At 60.6% G+C, this 15434-nt stretch carries 13 protein-coding genes and 1 pseudogene; 8 read left to right on the forward strand and 6 right to left on the reverse strand.

What is annotated here, in order from left to right; translation table 11 throughout:
- Positions 1-301: 301 nt before the first annotated feature.
- The 4 genes from QZ638_RS07860 to QZ638_RS07875 all read left to right on the forward strand — a co-directional run bounded on the left by QZ638_RS07860 (position 302) and on the right by QZ638_RS07875 (position 4572).
- Positions 302-1330 (forward strand): amino acid ABC transporter substrate-binding protein, encoded by a 1029-nt coding sequence (locus QZ638_RS07860; RefSeq protein WP_295808625.1) that lies wholly within the window; start codon positions 302-304, stop codon positions 1328-1330.
- A gap of 70 nt (positions 1331-1400) precedes the next feature.
- Complete coding sequence (locus QZ638_RS07865; protein WP_295808629.1) at positions 1401-2591, forward strand: amino acid ABC transporter permease; 1191 nt, start codon at positions 1401-1403, stop codon at positions 2589-2591.
- Between the two features lies 1 nt (position 2592).
- Positions 2593-3750, forward strand: a complete 1158-nt coding sequence (locus tag QZ638_RS07870) for an amino acid ABC transporter permease (RefSeq protein ID WP_295808631.1) — start codon at positions 2593-2595, stop codon at positions 3748-3750.
- Between the two features lie 18 nt (positions 3751-3768).
- A complete protein-coding gene (locus QZ638_RS07875) occupies positions 3769-4572 on the forward strand; it encodes an amino acid ABC transporter ATP-binding protein (RefSeq protein ID WP_295808632.1) in 804 nt (267 codons plus the stop codon).
- Between the two features lie 117 nt (positions 4573-4689).
- Here the strand turns inward: QZ638_RS07875 and QZ638_RS07880 are convergent, their stop codons facing one another.
- Both QZ638_RS07880 and QZ638_RS07885 read right to left on the reverse strand, forming a co-directional pair.
- Positions 4690-5913: an FAD-dependent monooxygenase gene (locus tag QZ638_RS07880; RefSeq protein ID WP_295808634.1), complete on the reverse strand. Its 1224-nt coding sequence runs from the start codon at positions 5911-5913 to the stop codon at positions 4690-4692.
- Positions 5914-5929: 16 nt separating this feature from the next.
- The gene (locus QZ638_RS07885; RefSeq protein ID WP_295808636.1) at positions 5930-6172 is read right to left on the reverse strand and encodes a zinc-finger domain-containing protein; all 243 of its coding nucleotides are present in this window, start codon (positions 6170-6172) and stop codon (positions 5930-5932) included.
- Between the two features lie 162 nt (positions 6173-6334).
- Here QZ638_RS07885 and QZ638_RS07890 point away from each other — a divergent pair, with 162 nt between their 5' ends.
- Complete coding sequence (locus QZ638_RS07890; protein WP_295808637.1) at positions 6335-8554, forward strand: RNA degradosome polyphosphate kinase; 2220 nt, start codon at positions 6335-6337, stop codon at positions 8552-8554.
- A gap of 13 nt (positions 8555-8567) precedes the next feature.
- A complete protein-coding gene (gene ppx / locus QZ638_RS07895) occupies positions 8568-10085 on the forward strand; it encodes an exopolyphosphatase (RefSeq protein ID WP_295808639.1) in 1518 nt (505 codons plus the stop codon).
- Positions 10086-10138: 53 nt separating this feature from the next.
- Here ppx and rnd read toward each other — a convergent pair whose 3' ends face one another.
- From rnd to QZ638_RS07910, 4 genes and pseudogenes are all read right to left on the reverse strand, one after another.
- The gene (gene rnd, locus QZ638_RS07900; RefSeq protein ID WP_295808641.1) at positions 10139-11317 is read right to left on the reverse strand and encodes a ribonuclease D; all 1179 of its coding nucleotides are present in this window, start codon (positions 11315-11317) and stop codon (positions 10139-10141) included.
- Positions 11283-11432 (reverse strand): annotated as a pseudogene (locus QZ638_RS23310) (hypothetical protein); the annotation flags it as partial. The pseudogene QZ638_RS23310 and the gene rnd, both read right to left, overlap by 35 nt.
- Complete coding sequence (locus QZ638_RS07905) at positions 11374-12618, reverse strand: MFS transporter (RefSeq protein WP_295808642.1); 1245 nt, start codon at positions 12616-12618, stop codon at positions 11374-11376. The gene QZ638_RS07905 and the pseudogene QZ638_RS23310, both read right to left, overlap by 59 nt.
- Positions 12619-12798: 180 nt before the next feature.
- The gene (locus QZ638_RS07910) at positions 12799-13503 is read right to left on the reverse strand and encodes a glutathione S-transferase family protein (protein ID WP_295808644.1); all 705 of its coding nucleotides are present in this window, start codon (positions 13501-13503) and stop codon (positions 12799-12801) included.
- Positions 13504-13617: 114 nt separating this feature from the next.
- Here QZ638_RS07910 and QZ638_RS07915 point away from each other — a divergent pair, with 114 nt between their 5' ends.
- On the forward strand, positions 13618-13959 hold the full coding sequence (locus QZ638_RS07915; RefSeq protein ID WP_295808645.1) for a helix-turn-helix domain-containing protein: 342 nt from the start codon (positions 13618-13620) through the stop codon (positions 13957-13959).
- A gap of 135 nt (positions 13960-14094) precedes the next feature.
- Positions 14095-15434: aspartate--tRNA ligase (gene aspS, locus QZ638_RS07920; RefSeq protein WP_295808647.1), on the forward strand; the 1340-nt coding region annotated here is incomplete at its 3' end.

Consider the following 15434-nt stretch of genomic DNA (forward strand, 5'->3'; position numbering starts at 1 on the left):
GTAAACGCTGTGAAGAGTGGCTTGAAAAGAGGCAGAAGGGCGTTCGGATGGAACGCCATTGTCGGCGGCCCGTCAACCGGGCATGGATGGCGAGATTGCTTCTGGAGCAAGGGTCTTTGGCTCTTGACCCAAAGAGATTTATGGCATTCGATGGAACCAGTGCGTGGGAGAGGAAGCGCGTGTCCGCTTGCCTTTTGGGACCGATGCTCCGTCCTGGAGTGTCCGGTTTGGTTCATTCGCCTGCTTCCGCACTGAAAATGTCAGGGGATAAGCCCGAACACAGAAAAAAGGGTTCGAAACTATGAAAAATTTTGTCAAAGCGTTGCTCGGCTCGGCCGCGGTCGCGATGTTTGCCGTGCCGGCTTCCGCAGCCACGCTGGATGATGTGAAGGCGAAGGGCCACGTCCAGTGCGGCGTCAACACCGGCCTGATCGGTTTCAGCGCACCCGACGACCAAGGCAACTGGAAGGGCCTTGACGTGGACTTCTGCCGCGCCGTCGCCGCCGCCATCTTTGACGATCCCGAAGCCGTCCAGTTCACGCCGCTTTCCGCGAAGGACCGTTTCACCGCGCTCCAGTCGGGCGAAGTCGACGTACTTTCGCGCAACACCACCTGGACCATCAGCCGCGATACGGCCCTCGGTCTCAACTTCGCCGGCGTAACCTATTACGACGGCCAGGGTTTCATGATCAACGCGAAGAAGTTGCAGGGCATCAATTCCGCGCTTCAGCTTTCGGGTGCTGCAGTCTGTGTGCAGGCGGGAACCACGACGGAGCTTAACCTGGCCGACTATTTCAAGGCCAACAACATGGAATACAGCCCTGTTGTTTTCGAGAAATTCGAAGAGGTGAACGCGGCCTACGATGCCGGACGTTGCGACGTTTACACGACCGACCAGTCCGGCCTTTATGCGGTGCGCCTCAACCTCACCAATCCTGACGATCACATCGTCCTGCCGGAGATCATCTCCAAGGAGCCGCTTGGTCCCGTGGTACGTCATGGAGACGACCAGTGGCTGGATATCGTCAAATGGGTCTACTACGCGTTGGTGAACGCCGAGGAATTGGGCGTGAGCCAGGCCAATCTCGAGGAGAAGATGAACTCGGACAACCCCGAGGTCCGTCGTCTGCTCGGCACGGAAGACGGCTCCAAGCTCGGCACCGATCTCGGCCTGACCAACGATTTCGCCGTGCGGGCGATCAAGCATGTGGGCAATTACGGCGAGATCTTCGAACGCAATGTGGGGGCTGACAGCCCACTGAAGATCTCTCGCGGCATCAATGCTCTTTGGACGAAGGGTGGCCTTCAGTACGGTATGCCGATCCGCTGATCGGTTTCCGTCAACATAATGCGTGAAAGGCGGTTCACGCCGCCTTTCGCCATTCCTGGTGAGGATAGCCATGGCCACCCCGCAATCAACTGTGGAGGGCGCGGCGCCTCGTGTGCCGCTGTTCTATGATCCGCGCGTTCGAGGAATTGCCTATCAAGTCCTGGTTTTCGCTGGCTTGGTCGCTCTGATCTACTGGATCATCGGCAATACGTCAGCCAACCTTCAACGTGCCAACATCGCTTCCGGTTTCGATTTCCTCCAGGGGCGGGCCGGCTTCGACATCGGCGACAGCCTGGTTGAATATTCGTCCGATTCCACCTATGGCCGCGCGCTCTTCGTGGGGTTCCTGAACACGCTGCGCGTCGCCATTATCGGGATTCTTACAGCGACGATCATCGGTTTCATCATCGGTATCGGCCGTTTATCGAAAAACTGGCTGATCAACCGGATTTGCCTCGTCTATGTCGAGGTGTTTCGCAACATTCCGCCGCTTCTCGTCATTTTCTTCTGGTATTTCGGCGTTCTTTCCGTGCTGCCATCGCCGCGGGAAAGCATCGACCTGCCGCTCGGATCTTATCTGAACAGTCGCGGCCTCTATTTCCCGCGCTTCCTGTGGGGAGAGGGAGCCTGGCTGGTTCTGCTCGGCCTTGTCCTCGGGCTCGTCTTCGCCTTTTTCGTGCGTCGTTGGGCGCACAAGCGACAGATGACGACAGGCGAGCAATTTCCGGTGTTTTGGACGAGTGCCGGCTTGATTGTCGGTCTGCCGCTTCTGGCTTTCATCGTCACCGGCTTGCCGCTGAGCTTTGAATTTCCGGCGCTTTCGACCTTCAATCTGCAAGGCGGCATTCAGGTGCGGCCGGAATTTCTGGCTCTCTATCTGGCGCTTTCGTTCTATACGGCGGCGTTCATTGCCGAAATCGTGCGCGCTGGGGTGCTCGGCGTCAGTCACGGCCAGAGCGAGGCGGCGCAGGCGCTGGGCCTGCGATCCGGACAGTCCATGCGGCTGGTGATAATCCCGCAGGCGCTGCGGATCATCATTCCGCCGCTGACCAGCCAATATCTCAATCTGACGAAGAATTCGTCTCTGGCCGTAGCCATCGGCTATCCCGACCTGGTCGCGACGGGTGGCACGACACTCAACCAGACCGGTCAGGCGATTGAGGTCGTGGCGATCTGGCTGGTCGTCTATCTCGGGCTCAGCCTGGGAACGGCGGCGTTGATGAACTGGTACAATGCGCGCATGGCGCTGGTGGAGCGGTAAGATGCAAGAACACGATCTTTCCTTCGTCCGCGCCGAGATGGTGGCCAATCAGGCGCCCCCGGTCTCCGACCACGGCCCCGTGTCGTGGCTGCGCAAAAACCTCTTCGCCAACTTTACGGACACCATCTTCACGATTTTCGGCATCGCCTTGATCGTCATGATCGTGCCGCCGCTGATCCAGTGGGCGTTCATCGATGCCCAGTGGAACGGCTCGGATCGGTCGGTCTGCGCCACCGTGGTCCAGGGCGGCGTGCGGCCGGAAGGCTGGTCGGGCGCATGCTGGGCATTCGTCGACGCGAAGTTCCAGCAGTTCATGTTCGGGCGCTATCCGATGGACGAGCGCTGGCGCGTCTATTTGACGGGCTTTCTCTTCGTGGGGCTTCTGGTGCCGCTGCTTGTACCCAGCGTGCCGCGCAAGGGGCTGAACGCCATCCTGCTCTTCGTCGTATTCCCGATTATCGGGTTCTTCCTGTTGACCGGCGGAGCTTTCGGGCTGAGGCCGGTGCCGACGCCGTTGTGGGGCGGACTTCTCGTGACACTGGTGCTTGCTTATGTCGGCATCGCGGTGTCGTTTCCGCTCGGCATTCTGCTTGCGCTGGGGCGGCGGTCACAGATGCCGGTGGTGAAGCTTGTCTGTGTCGTCTTCATCGAAACCATTCGCGGTGTGCCGCTCATCACCATCCTGTTCATGGCGAGCGTCATGCTGCCACTGTTTCTGCCGCCGGGCACCACGTTCGACAAGCTTCTGCGTGCGCTGGTCGGGGTGGCGCTGTTCGCTTCCGCTTATATGGCTGAGGTGATCCGGGGTGGCCTACAGGCGATCCCAAAGGGGCAGTATGAGGGTGCTGATGCGCTGGGCCTGAGTTTCTGGAAGAAGATGAACCTCATTGTCCTTCCGCAGGCAATCAAGCTGGTCATTCCAGGCATCGTCAACACGTTTATCGGCCTGTTCAAGGATACAAGCCTGGTCTACATCATCGGCATGTTCGATCTTCTGGGCGCCGTGCGGCAGAACTTTGCGGATGCGAACTGGGCATCACCACAGACTCCTATCACGGGCCTGGTGTTTGCCGGCTTCGTGTTCTGGCTGTTCTGCTTCGGCATGTCACGCTATTCTATCTTCATGGAACGCCGGCTCGACACCGGCCACAAACGCTAGGCCAAGGGGAAACAACAAATGGCATCAGAAAACGCCGTCCGGGCCGATGAGCTCCACGCAGACCAAAGCAAAATGCAGATCTCCGACACCGACGTCGCCATCGACATTGTCGGCATGCACAAGTGGTATGGCGATTTCCATGTGCTCAAGGACATCAATCTGCGGGTGATGCGCGGCGAGCGCATCGTCGTTTGCGGCCCTTCGGGGTCGGGCAAATCCACCATGATCCGCTGCATCAACCGACTGGAGGAGCACCAGAAGGGCAGAATCGTCGTCGATGGCATCGAACTCACCAACGATCTGAAGAAGATCGATGAGGTGCGTCGCGAGGTCGGCATGGTGTTTCAGCACTTCAACCTGTTCCCACACCTGACCATTCTGGAAAACTGCACACTGGCCCCGATCTGGGTGCGCAAGACGCCCAAGAAAGAGGCCGAGGCCACGGCGATGCATTTTCTGGAGCGGGTAAAAATTCCCGAACAGGCGAACAAATATCCCGGTCAGCTTTCCGGCGGCCAGCAGCAGCGCGTGGCGATTGCCCGCGCATTGTGCATGAACCCGCGGATCATGTTGTTCGACGAGCCGACATCGGCGCTCGATCCGGAGATGATCAAGGAAGTGCTGGATACCATGGTCGATCTGGCTGAAGAGGGCATGACGATGATCTGCGTGACGCATGAGATGGGCTTCGCCCGTCAGGTGGCCAACCGCGTCATCTTCATGGATCAAGGCCAGATCGTCGAGCAGAACACCCCGGCGGAATTCTTCGACAGTCCGCAGCACGAACGCACCAAGCTGTTCCTGTCGCAGATTCTGCACTAACCCTTCTGCGAAAGTGGAAAGAGCGATACGCCGCGTTACCCGTTCGGAACGGGGCGCATCGCGTATGACCAGAAGATCCGCGAAGCGGCAGAAGCGGAAACTGCGCCTGCGGCCCTATCAGTTTTGTGGGGCGATCTGTGCATCGAACCCGTAAAGCCAGTCGAAATCCGCCATCAGCGCCTCCCGGCTGCGCGCTTTGAGGATCGTGTCGCGTGCAAGCGCGACGGGGCCACTGGCATGCCAGGTGAAGCGATTGAAGGCGCCGCGGCGGGCGACACGGTTCACGCGCGGTTTGCGGGCGGCCTCATAGGCGGCAAGTGCGGTTTCAGGCGCTCCTCTGTGACAAGCGAGCAGGTCGGCGAGCACGACCGCATCTTCGATGGCCATACCGGCACCTTGTGCGGCGAATGGCGGGACGGCGTGGGCCGCGTCGCCGATCAACACCATTCCTTCAGGGTGCGCCCAGGCGCCGGTTGCGGGCACCTCATGGATTGGCCAAGCAGTCCAGCAATTTTCCGCACGCGCGGCCAGCCGGCCCAGAACCGGATTGGTAAGGGCAAGGCTGTTTCGCAAAAATGTGTCGTCGGCATGCTGCGTCCAGCTTGTCAGCGGTACCGTGCCCGGTAGGATGGCAACCAGATTGATCGATGCGCCACCGCTGATGGGGTAGGCTACGAGATGAAAATTGGGGTGCATGAAGGCGACCACCCGGTCGGCCTCGATAGCCCCGTTGCCTGCCGCCAGGGCTTCGTCTAGCGGAAGCGTTGCACGCCAGGCGATATAGCCGGTGAAACGGCTGCGCACCGCGTTGCGTACATGATGGCGCAGATGCGACCAGACGCCGTCGGCTGCGATCAGGAGCCGCGTTCGGACATCCTCCCTCCTGCCGTCGCGCACAAGGCGGAAGCGAACGCCGCTCCCCTCGTCAAACGCGGCACTTTCGACAAGCGCACCGGCGACGATCTCGATCAGGGGTTCTCTCTGCGCGCGCTCGAGAAGTGCTTTCTGCAGGTCTGCGCGATGCGCCACCAGATAGGGGGCTCCCCAACGCATCTCGGCGGCGGCTCCGAGGGGGATCTGGGCGAGGGGAGAGAGAGTTTTGGCTTTCTTCAGGACCACGGCCTGCGGGCACACGGCGGTCGCCTCAAGCGCGTCGAGCACGCCCAACCGCGCCAGGAGGCGCGTTGCATTGGGCGAAAGCTGAAGGCCTGCGCCGATTTCGTGGAATTCGCTCGCACGCTCGTAGATGCGCGTGGAAACACCATGCCGCGCCATAGCAAGCGCAGTCGTCAGTCCGGCGATGCCGGCGCCAACGATTGTGGTGGCTGGCGCGGGATGCATCGGCCTGGTCGGCCGATCAGGCCGCCTCGTCGAAAAGGCAGCCCTGAGGCTTCGTCTCAGCAGCCTTCAGCGCCGGATTGTAGCGGTAAAGAGTCGAGCAATAGGGACAGACCCGCTCGATCTCATCACCCATGTCGATGAACACATGCGGATGATCGAAAGGCGGATTCGCGCCGACGCACATGAACTCCTTCACGCCGATCTCGATTGCCCGGTGTCCGCTGCTGTTCTGGAAATGGGGAATGGCTGATCCGGCCATCGTCGTCTCCCGCTTGGAATGCGTTGGAAAGTTGCCTGCGTTTGTAGCATAAACTGCATCTTTGCAACCCTATGATATGAAACTGTCGCAAAACCATGTCACCAGATAGACTGGCGGCGGGTAAGTCGCGACAGTATTTGGGTAAAAGGCGCGAGCAGGATCATGAATGAACTGAAGCCGGTCCGAAACGAGTTTTCGCTGGAGGCGGGTGCTGCGGGTCAAATCGCCGGCGCCAGTCCGGACCGTTTCGTCAATCGCGAGTTTTCCTGGCTCCAGTTCAACCGGCGCGTTCTCGATGAAGCGCAGAACGAAAACCATCCGCTTCTGGAGCGCCTGCGCTTCCTGTCGATCTCGGCCGACAATCTTGACGAATTCTTTATGGTTCGCGTTGCCGGTCTTGCCGGCCAGGTGCGCGAGCAGATCGCAACGCGCAGCGCCGACGGCCGCACGCCCGACGAGCAGCTCGAACATGTGTTGCGCGAAGTGGCGCGGCTGCAGATCGATCAGCACGAAAGTCTTAATGCGCTCCTCGCCCTTCTGAGCGGGGAAGGCATCGACATTGTGCGCGCCGACGCATTGAACCATGCCGATGTGCGGTGGCTGGAAGATCATTTCATGGAAGCGATCTTTCCGGTTCTCACGCCGCTCTCCATTGATCCGGCGCATCCGTTCCCGTTCATTCCCAATTTGGGCTTCTCCATCGCGCTCGAGCTGCAGCACGAGGGCGAGCTGGAACCGATGACGGCGCTCCTTCGCCTGCCGGTGGCGCTCAAGCGCTTCATACAGTTGCCCGAACGCAGCGGCACGGTACGCTTCATCACGCTGGAAGACGTCGTCAACCTGTTTATCGGCAAACTCTTTCCGCGCTATCAGGTGATCGGTTCAGGCACGTTCCGCATCATTCGCGACAGCGATATCGAGGTGGAGGAAGAGGCCGAGGATCTCGTCCGTCTGTTCGAATCCGCGCTAAAGCGCAGGCGCCGCGGTTCGGTGATACGCATCGAGTTCGACAACGAAATGCCCGAAGGTCTTCGCGATTTCGTGGCCAGCGAGCTCGGCGTGGCCGAAACGCGCATCACCGTTCTCGAACGGCCACTGGCGATAAACCAGATTTCAGAAGTCGTGAAGGTGCCGCGCGAAGACCTTCTTTTCCCGCCGTATAATCCGCGTTTCCCCGAACGCATCCGCGAACACAACGGCGATTGCTTCGCCGCCATTCGTGAGAAGGACATCATTGTCCATCACCCCTACGAATCTTTCGACGTTGTGGTGCAGTTCCTCCGTCAGGCTTCGCAGGATCCGGAAGTGGTGGCGATCAAACAGACGCTCTACCGCACGTCCAACGACAGTCCCATTGTTCGCGCACTGATCGAGGCCTCGGAGGCCGGCAAGTCGGTGACCGCGCTGGTGGAGTTGAAGGCACGCTTCGATGAGGAGGCGAATATTCGCTGGGCGCGCGATCTGGAACGCGCCGGCGTGCAGGTCGTGTTCGGTTTCATCGAGTTGAAGACGCACGCCAAGATGTCGCTCGTGGTGCGCCGCGAAGAGGGGAAGTTACGCAATTACTGTCATCTGGGCACCGGCAACTATCACCCGATTACCGCGCGGATCTACACGGACCTCTCCTATTTCACGGATGATCCGGAGATCGCCCGTGACGTGGCACAGGTGTTCAACTTCATCACCGGCTACGCGGAGCCCGATGGAGAAATGCGTATCGCGGTGTCGCCTTTTTCGCTGCGCAATCGGCTGCTCGACCATATCCGTGGCGAAATCGAACACGCCCGCTCGGGCCGTCCGGCGCAAATCTGGATGAAGATGAACTCGTTGGTCGATCCGCTGGTGATCGATGCGCTCTATGAAGCGGGGCAGGCGGGGGTAGAGATCGATCTGGTGGTGCGCGGCATTTGCTGCCTGCGTCCGCAAGTGCCCGGCCTGTCGGAGCGCATCCGCGTGAAATCCATCGTCGGGCGCTTCCTCGAGCACAGCCGCATCTATTGTTTCGGCAATGGCCACGGCCTGCCGTCCGACGAGGCGATCGTCTATATCTCGTCGGCCGATATCATGCCGCGCAATCTCGACCGCCGGGTGGAAACCATGGTGCCGATCACCAATCCGACTGTGCACGAGCAGGTGCTCGGGCAAATTATGCTCGGAAACATCATGGACAACCAGCAGAGCTTTGAAGTATTGCCGGACGGCACCTCTCGGCGCATTATGCCCGACGAGGGAGAAGAACCGTTCAACGCTCAGGAATATTTCATGACGAATCCGAGCCTATCCGGTCGTGGCAATGCCTTGAAGTCCCATGCGCCGAAGCGGATCACCGCGTTCAAGAAGCGCAAGAAAGCGGACGGCGAGGCCGGTTCTCCAGCGGACTGACGAGCGCTTTCTCTTGGGCATAGCTGAATCTCAGGGCCGGCTTCAGGACCGGCGTCCCGTTTCGGTCATCGATATCGGGTCCAATTCGATCCGCCTCGTGATCTACGAGGGGGTTGCGCGTTCTCCGAGCGTTTTGTTCAACGAAAAGATGCTGGCCGGACTGGGCAAAAGCATTGTCACCACGGGGGAGCTCGATCCGGAGGGCGTAACGCGGGCGGTCGAAGAATTCCGGCGTTTCCGCGCGCTGTCCGAGCAGGCCGGCGCGCAATCGCTTCATGTGCTTGCCACCGCTGCAGCTCGCGAGGCCAAGAACGGTCCGGATTTCATCCAGCGGGCGGAAGAAATTCTGGGAACCGACATTCGCGTGCTTTCCGGCCGCGAGGAGGCGAAGTACTCGGCCTTCGGCATCATGTCGGGTTTCCACGAGCCGAGCGGTATCGTGGGCGATCTGGGTGGCGGCAGTCTCGAACTCGTCGAGGTCGAGGGGCATAGCATGGGTGACGGCATCACCCTGCCGCTCGGAGGTCTCCGTCTGAAGGAGATGGCGAAGAATTCCGTTGCCAGGGCGGCACGCATCGCCCGCGATGAGCTGGCCCGCGCGCCGTGGATGAAAGATGGAGCGGGGCGTCCCTTCTATTGCGTGGGCGGCACATGGCGAAATCTCGCTCGCCTGCACATGCTCGAAACCGGCTATCCGCTCGAAGTGATGCACCATTACGAAATGGACATCCAGCAGTCGGTCGATTTTCTCAAGCGCGTCGCCGATGGCGTCGACCGTTTCGCCGGCATCAGCCACATCTCCAAGAACCGCCGCACGCTGCTGCCCTATGGCGCGACTGTGTTGCAGGAAATCATCAAGGCGTCGAACCCCTCCAGCATCATCTTCTCCGCCCTTGGCGTACGTGAAGGCTATCTCTATTCGCTGCTGGAAGAGGAGGATCGCAGGCGCGATCCCTTGCTTTCGGCAGCGCAAGAGCTGGCCGTGTTGCGGTCGCGTTCGGTAACGCATGCGCGCGAACTGGCCGAATGGAGCGGCCCAGCGCTGAAGGCGCTGGGCATCGAGGAAACCGAAGAAGAGGCACGCTACCGCAAGGCGGCATGTCTTCTGGCCGATATCGGCTGGCGGGCGCATCCCGAGTATCGCGGCACGCAATCGCTGAACATCATCGCCCACGGTTCGTTCATCGGCATCGACCATCCGGGACGCGCCTTTATCGCGCTCTCTAATCTTTTTCGCCATGAGGGATTGTTCAACGACGCACTGTCTCCGCGTATGCGCCAGCTTGCGACGCCACGCTATGTGGAGCGCGCGCGGGTTCTGGGCGGGCTTTTGCGTGTAATTTACCTGTTGACGGCCTCGATGCCCGGCATCATTCCCAAGCTCAAATGGGAAAAGCGCGACGATGGCACCATCGTGCTTCTGATCCCGAAGTCGCACAGAGCGCTCATGGGCGAGCGTCCGGTCGGTCGCATGGGGCATCTCGCCAAGGTGACGGGGCTCAAACTCGCGCTCGAAGTGGCGGAGGGCTGAGGTTGCCGGACCGCAGCGGAGCCTTTCATCAAGGCGTATCCAGATAGACTGTGCTACTCCGCAGCTTCGCTCTGGGCGCCAACAGGCTCGAAGACTTCGATTTTGCGGTTGTTGAAGCGCAGCGCAAGTTGGCCTTGCACCAGTTTCAGCGCCTCCTTGCCAAAAACCTCACGCCGCCAGCCAGACATGGCCGGGATTTCGGCGTTCTCACCTTCGGCGGCGATGCGGTCGATATCGTCGCTGGAGGCGAGCATTTTCGGTGCCACGCCTTGTCGATCGGCAACCAGTTTCAAAAGCACTTTGAGAAGCTCCGCGGCAGCCGCAGCGCCTTCGGGCGCGTGGGGCGGGCGCGGCAAGCGCGGCAAATCTTCCTTGGGCAGTGCCATCGCTTTCGCGACGGCGTCGAGAAGCCCGGCAGCGGCACCGGAGCGCTCCCAGCCTTTCGGAATGGTGCGTAGACGGGCGAGTGCTTCACTGTCGCGGGGATGTTGCTGCGCCACTTCATAGATTGCGTCGTCCTTGATGACGCGCCCGCGCGGCACGTTGCGCTCGCGCGCCTCACGTTCGCGCCAGGCGGCCACACGCTGAAGAACGGCAAAGTCGATGGGCTTCTTGATTCTGAGCTTCAACCGCTTCCACGCATCGTCGGGATGCGGGTCATAGGTCTCGCGCGCCGTCAGGACAGCCATCTCCTCATTGAGCCAATGGGCGCGATCCTCGCGGTCCAACTCGTTTTTCAAGTGCTGATAAACGTCGATCAGATGCGTGACGTCCGCCAGCGCGTAGCTCAATTGCTTGTCGGAGAGTGGGCGGCGACGCCAATCGGTGAAGCGGGACGACTTGTCGATGCGTGCTCCCGTGATCTTGGAGACGAGCTGATCGTAGGAAACGCTGTCGCCGAAACCGCAGACGGAGGCGGCCACCTGCGTGTCGAACAGCGGGTGCGGAATGAGATTGCCCAGATGATGGATAATTTCGACGTCCTGCCGCGCGGCGTGGAAAACCTTGAGGATGCTCTCATCGGCCATCAGCGCGAAAAAAGGCTTGAGGTCGATTCCGGCGGCCAAAGGGTCGATAAGCGCGGTTCTACCGGGCGCGGCCATCTGGATCAGACACAATTCGGGCCAGAAGGTCGATTCGCGAATGAACTCTGTGTCGACGGTGACGAAATCGGATTTTTTGAAGTCGGAGATCGCCGCTTCGAGGTCTTTTTGCTTGGTAATCAGGTCCATTCTGCTTCTTTAGGTCATGCAGCGCAAAAAGGAAAGAAAGCGGTTTGCGGAGCTGCTCATCCATCATCCGCGTGGCGCTGGTTGCGGCTGCGACGCGCCATGCGCGTGAAGACAGGCGATGTGCGCAGAAGAGCCGCGAAACGGCGGCGGCGGGCGGCAGGAACGGAAGGGCGCACGCTCATGCGATAGAGTGTGACGGCCATAAGCGCGGCATAGACGATGGAGGTATAGGAAAAGAGCGCGTGCGGGCCGAAACGCTGCATGAGCAGCGATGCCAGCAACGGACCGGCCATCGCACCCAACGAATAGAAGAACAGGAGGCCGGCGGCGAGCTGAACGAACTGATCCTTTTGCGCATGGTCGTTGGCATGGGCGACGGAGAGCGAATAGAGGGACATGGCGAAGGCGCCGAACAGGAAAACGAGCAGCATGTTCGCATTGCGGCTGTCGTCGGCGAACCAGACGATAACGAGGGCGCAGATGAATGCGCCGACGGTGGTGCCGAGGAGGACAAGCCGCCGATCGTGACGATCGGAGAGTGCGCCCAGCGGATACTGCATCACCGCACCGCCAACGATGCCGGCACTCATGAAGGTGGCGATCTCGGAAACGCTGAGGCCGATGGACTGGCCGTAAATCGGTCCTACGATACGAAAGGCGCTGTTGGTGAGACCGACAGCGAAACATCCGAAAGCGGCCAGCGGTGAGATGCGCCACACGGCAGCGAGGTCCAGACGCAGCTCGGCCGGTAGCTTGGGGTTGGAACGGTCGGCCATTGAAACGGGAACCAGGGACAAGGTGATCATCATGGCCATAACGGCGAAAGCGGTGAAGCCGTCGATGCCAAGGCCCGGGATCATATATTGCGAGCCGGTGACCGCGCCGATATCGATGATGCGGTAGACAGCCAGTACGCGTGCCCGGTTGGTGTTCGCTGCAGCCGAATTGAGCCAGCTTTCGATGGTGGTGAACAGACTGGAGAAGCAGATACCGGACAGGAAGCGCACGGCGATCCATGCCACCGGATCGACGAAGAGGACGAGAAACAGCGCGCCGGCGGCGCCAAGGGCTGCGAGCGCGGCGAAGGCGCGAATATGACCAACGGCGCGCAAAAGATGCGGCACATAAAGACAGCCGATGAGAAATCCCGCGAAATAGGCGCTGCCCATCAGGCCGATCGTGGTTTCTGAAAAGCCTTCGGCCGCGCCGCGAAGCGCGATCAACGTGCCTTGAAGTCCGTTGCCCGCCAACAGGATGCCTGCGGCGACGAGAAGCGGAATCAGCGGGCGAAGGCTGGACATGGCAGAAAGGCCCGGTGCTGGGAGGCGCGCAGGATCGCACCGTTCATCATCGAGCTATAGGTCGTCCTGTACCAATTCTCTTGTGCCAGTGGGCCGGGCCGATCGTCCCAGCTTGTCGCGCGGGCCGGCATGAAGGGCGACGCGGGCGGCGGCCTTAACTGCGCCGCCGCCCACATTGCCTTATGTACCAAAACGCTCGATGACCTCGTTGAGCGGAACATGTCCCCGACAAGCGCCTGTGCCGGTCGCGTCCTTGCCGTCCTCGAGTGCGAGCGCGTAGGCGACGGCCGGCTCTGCTTCGATCCGCCGACGGATGGCGGTCAGTTTAGGCCAGCGTTCGGGTGCGGCGACCTCGTGGAAATCCAGCCAGCGAGCGACACCGACGAAAAGACCGTCTGCCAGTGTGGGGCGGTCTGCAACGAGAAACGGCCCGTCTCCCACCATGGCTTCGAGCTTGTCGTGACGCTCCATGACCGCCTCGCGGCCGAAGGTACGCAGCGCTTCTTTTGTTTGCGGATCGAGATCTTCCATCTCCATGGCAACCCAGAGCGGCCCGAAGGCCGACGTGAATCCGGTGTTTATATAGGCCATGAGCTGGTGCATGCGATCTGCCTCGGGCGTGCGCGGGTCAAAGCTGATCCGCCTTCCGTCGTCCCGTGCCTCGAGCCAGGCGGCTATTGCCATGGTTTCGGACAATGCGATCCCCGCGTCGGTGATCAGCGCCGGTGTCTCGTGACGAGCGTTGATGCGCGCATAGGACGGTTCGCGCATTTCACCCAACATATCGACCCGGCATAGCCGATAGGGTTTGTCCAGCCATTCAAGCGCGGCAACGAGCCCCATAGAGCTTCCCGCCGGGAAGCCATAAACAAGAATCGGTTCCATTTATCGTTCTCCGTGATTTCTCGGTGATCACGCTGCGCAGCGAGGCTGGAACCTAGCGGGTTAGGCTCCTATGTAAATTACGCACTTTTTTGTAACCTCAGGCAGGACCTTGCCATGAAAGATCTGGTTTCGCGCTGTCCCATCGAGGAGGTGATGCGCGTGCTGAGCGGACGATGGCCAACGCTGCTCATTTATTACCTTAAGGATGGGACCAAGCGTTTTAGCGAGCTGCAGCGCGACAATCCGACGGTTTCCCACCGAATGCTGACACTCGAATTGCGCAAGCTCGAACAGGCCGGCATCGTCCAGCGCACCGTCTTCGACGGTTATCCCTTGCGGGTTGAGTACGATCTGACCCCGGCCGGTATGAATCTTGTGTCACTGATCGATGCGCTTGGCGAATGGTGGACCGAGACCGACGACACGCGCACCACTCTGGCGGAAGAAAAGGTCTAGGGTGCGGAGCGCACCCGTCGCGGTGCAGAGCCGATACCTTGACAAATCGCACCTCTCATGCGTTTTTCGCGCCGACCTTCCGGGACGGCGCTACCCTGTCTCGAGCACCAATTCCAAGACACGGATGAAATGACCATGCATCGCTATCGCAGCCATTCCTGCGCCGAACTCAGAAAATCCGATGTAGGCGCGAATGTGCGCCTGTCCGGCTGGGTGCATCGGGTGCGCGACCATGGCGGACTGCTGTTCATCGACCTGCGTGATCATCACGGCGTGACGCAAATCGTCGCTGATCCCGATTCTCCTTCGTTCAAGATCGCCGAAAGTGTGCGCGGCGAATGGGTGATCCGTGTCGACGGCGAAGTCAAGGCGCGCACCGAGGAGACGGTCAATCCGAATCTGCCGACCGGCGCGGTGGAGATTTTCGCTCGCGCGATCGAGGTTCTTTCCGAAGCGAAGGAACTGCCGCTGCCGGTGTTCGGCGAGCCGGACTATCCCGAGGACATTCGTCTCAAATACCGCTTCCTGGACCTGCGCCGCGACACGCTGCACAAGAACATCGTCCAGCGCACGAAGATTATCGCCGAGATGCGCCGCGCCATGGGCGAGGCGGGCTTTACCGAATATTCGACGCCGATCCTGACGGCATCATCGCCCGAAGGCGCGCGCGACTTTCTGGTGCCGTCGCGCCTGCACGAGGGCAAGTTCTACGCTTTGCCCCAGGCGCCGCAGATCTACAAACAGTTGATCATGGTTTCGGGCTTCGACCGCTATTTCCAGATCGCGCCCTGTTTCCGTGACGAGGACCCGCGCGCCGACCGCCTGCCGGGCGAGTTCTACCAGCTCGACCTGGAGATGAGCTTCGTCGAGCAGGAGGACGTGTTCCAGACCATGGAACCGGTCATGCGCGGTATTTTCGAAGAGTTCGCCGACGGCAAGCCGGTGACGGACGTGTTCCCGCGCATTCCCTATGACGAGGCGATGCGCAAATACGGGTCCGACAAGCCGGATCTAAGAAACCCCATCGAGATGGAGGATGTGTCCGAGCATTTCCGCGGTTCGGGCTTCAAGGTTTTCGCCAACATTCTCGCCAATGACGAGAAGGCCGAGGTGTGGGCCATTCCGGCCAAGACCGGCGGTTCCAGAGCTTTCTGCGATCGCATGAATTCCTGGGCGCAGGGCGAAGGGCAGCCCGGTCTCGGATACATCTTTTGGCGCAAGGAGGGCGAGGGGCTTGAAGGCGCCGGCCCCATCGCCAAGAACATCGGCCCGGAGCGCACGGAGGCGATCCGCACCCAACTCGGTCTTGAAGACGGCGATGCCTGCTTTTTCGCTGCCGGTGACCCGAAGAAGTTCGCGGCCTTTGCCGGCGCGGCACGCACGCGCGCCGGCGAGGAGCTCGGCCTGGTCGATCGCGAGCGCTTCGCGCTTGCCTGGATTGTCGACTTCCCCTTCTACGAGTGGAACGAAGACGA

Origin of the sequence: uncultured Nitratireductor sp. (genome assembly GCF_913053745.1) — a bacterium.
Lineage (GTDB): Bacteria > Pseudomonadota > Alphaproteobacteria > Rhizobiales > Rhizobiaceae > Nitratireductor.

What these genes read in the sequence shown, in the direction of transcription:
- QZ638_RS07875 (WP_295808632.1), top strand. Translation starts at nt 3,769, where the DNA reads ATGGCATCAGAAAACGCCGTCCGGGCCGATGAGCTCCACGCAGACCAA.
- QZ638_RS07915 (WP_295808645.1), top strand. Translation starts at nt 13,618, where the DNA reads ATGAAAGATCTGGTTTCGCGCTGTCCCATCGAGGAGGTGATGCGCGTG.
- QZ638_RS07880 (WP_295808634.1), bottom strand. Translation starts at nt 5,913, where the DNA reads ATGCATCCCGCGCCAGCCACCACAATCGTTGGCGCCGGCATCGCCGGA.
- rnd (WP_295808641.1), bottom strand. Translation starts at nt 11,317, where the DNA reads ATGGACCTGATTACCAAGCAAAAAGACCTCGAAGCGGCGATCTCCGAC.
- QZ638_RS07860 (WP_295808625.1), top strand. Translation starts at nt 302, where the DNA reads ATGAAAAATTTTGTCAAAGCGTTGCTCGGCTCGGCCGCGGTCGCGATG.
- QZ638_RS07890 (WP_295808637.1), top strand. Translation starts at nt 6,335, where the DNA reads ATGAATGAACTGAAGCCGGTCCGAAACGAGTTTTCGCTGGAGGCGGGT.
- QZ638_RS07870 (WP_295808631.1), top strand. Translation starts at nt 2,593, where the DNA reads ATGCAAGAACACGATCTTTCCTTCGTCCGCGCCGAGATGGTGGCCAAT.
- QZ638_RS07865 (WP_295808629.1), top strand. Translation starts at nt 1,401, where the DNA reads ATGGCCACCCCGCAATCAACTGTGGAGGGCGCGGCGCCTCGTGTGCCG.
- QZ638_RS07905 (WP_295808642.1), bottom strand. Translation starts at nt 12,618, where the DNA reads ATGTCCAGCCTTCGCCCGCTGATTCCGCTTCTCGTCGCCGCAGGCATC.
- QZ638_RS07910 (WP_295808644.1), bottom strand. Translation starts at nt 13,503, where the DNA reads ATGGAACCGATTCTTGTTTATGGCTTCCCGGCGGGAAGCTCTATGGGG.
- QZ638_RS07885 (WP_295808636.1), bottom strand. Translation starts at nt 6,172, where the DNA reads ATGGCCGGATCAGCCATTCCCCATTTCCAGAACAGCAGCGGACACCGG.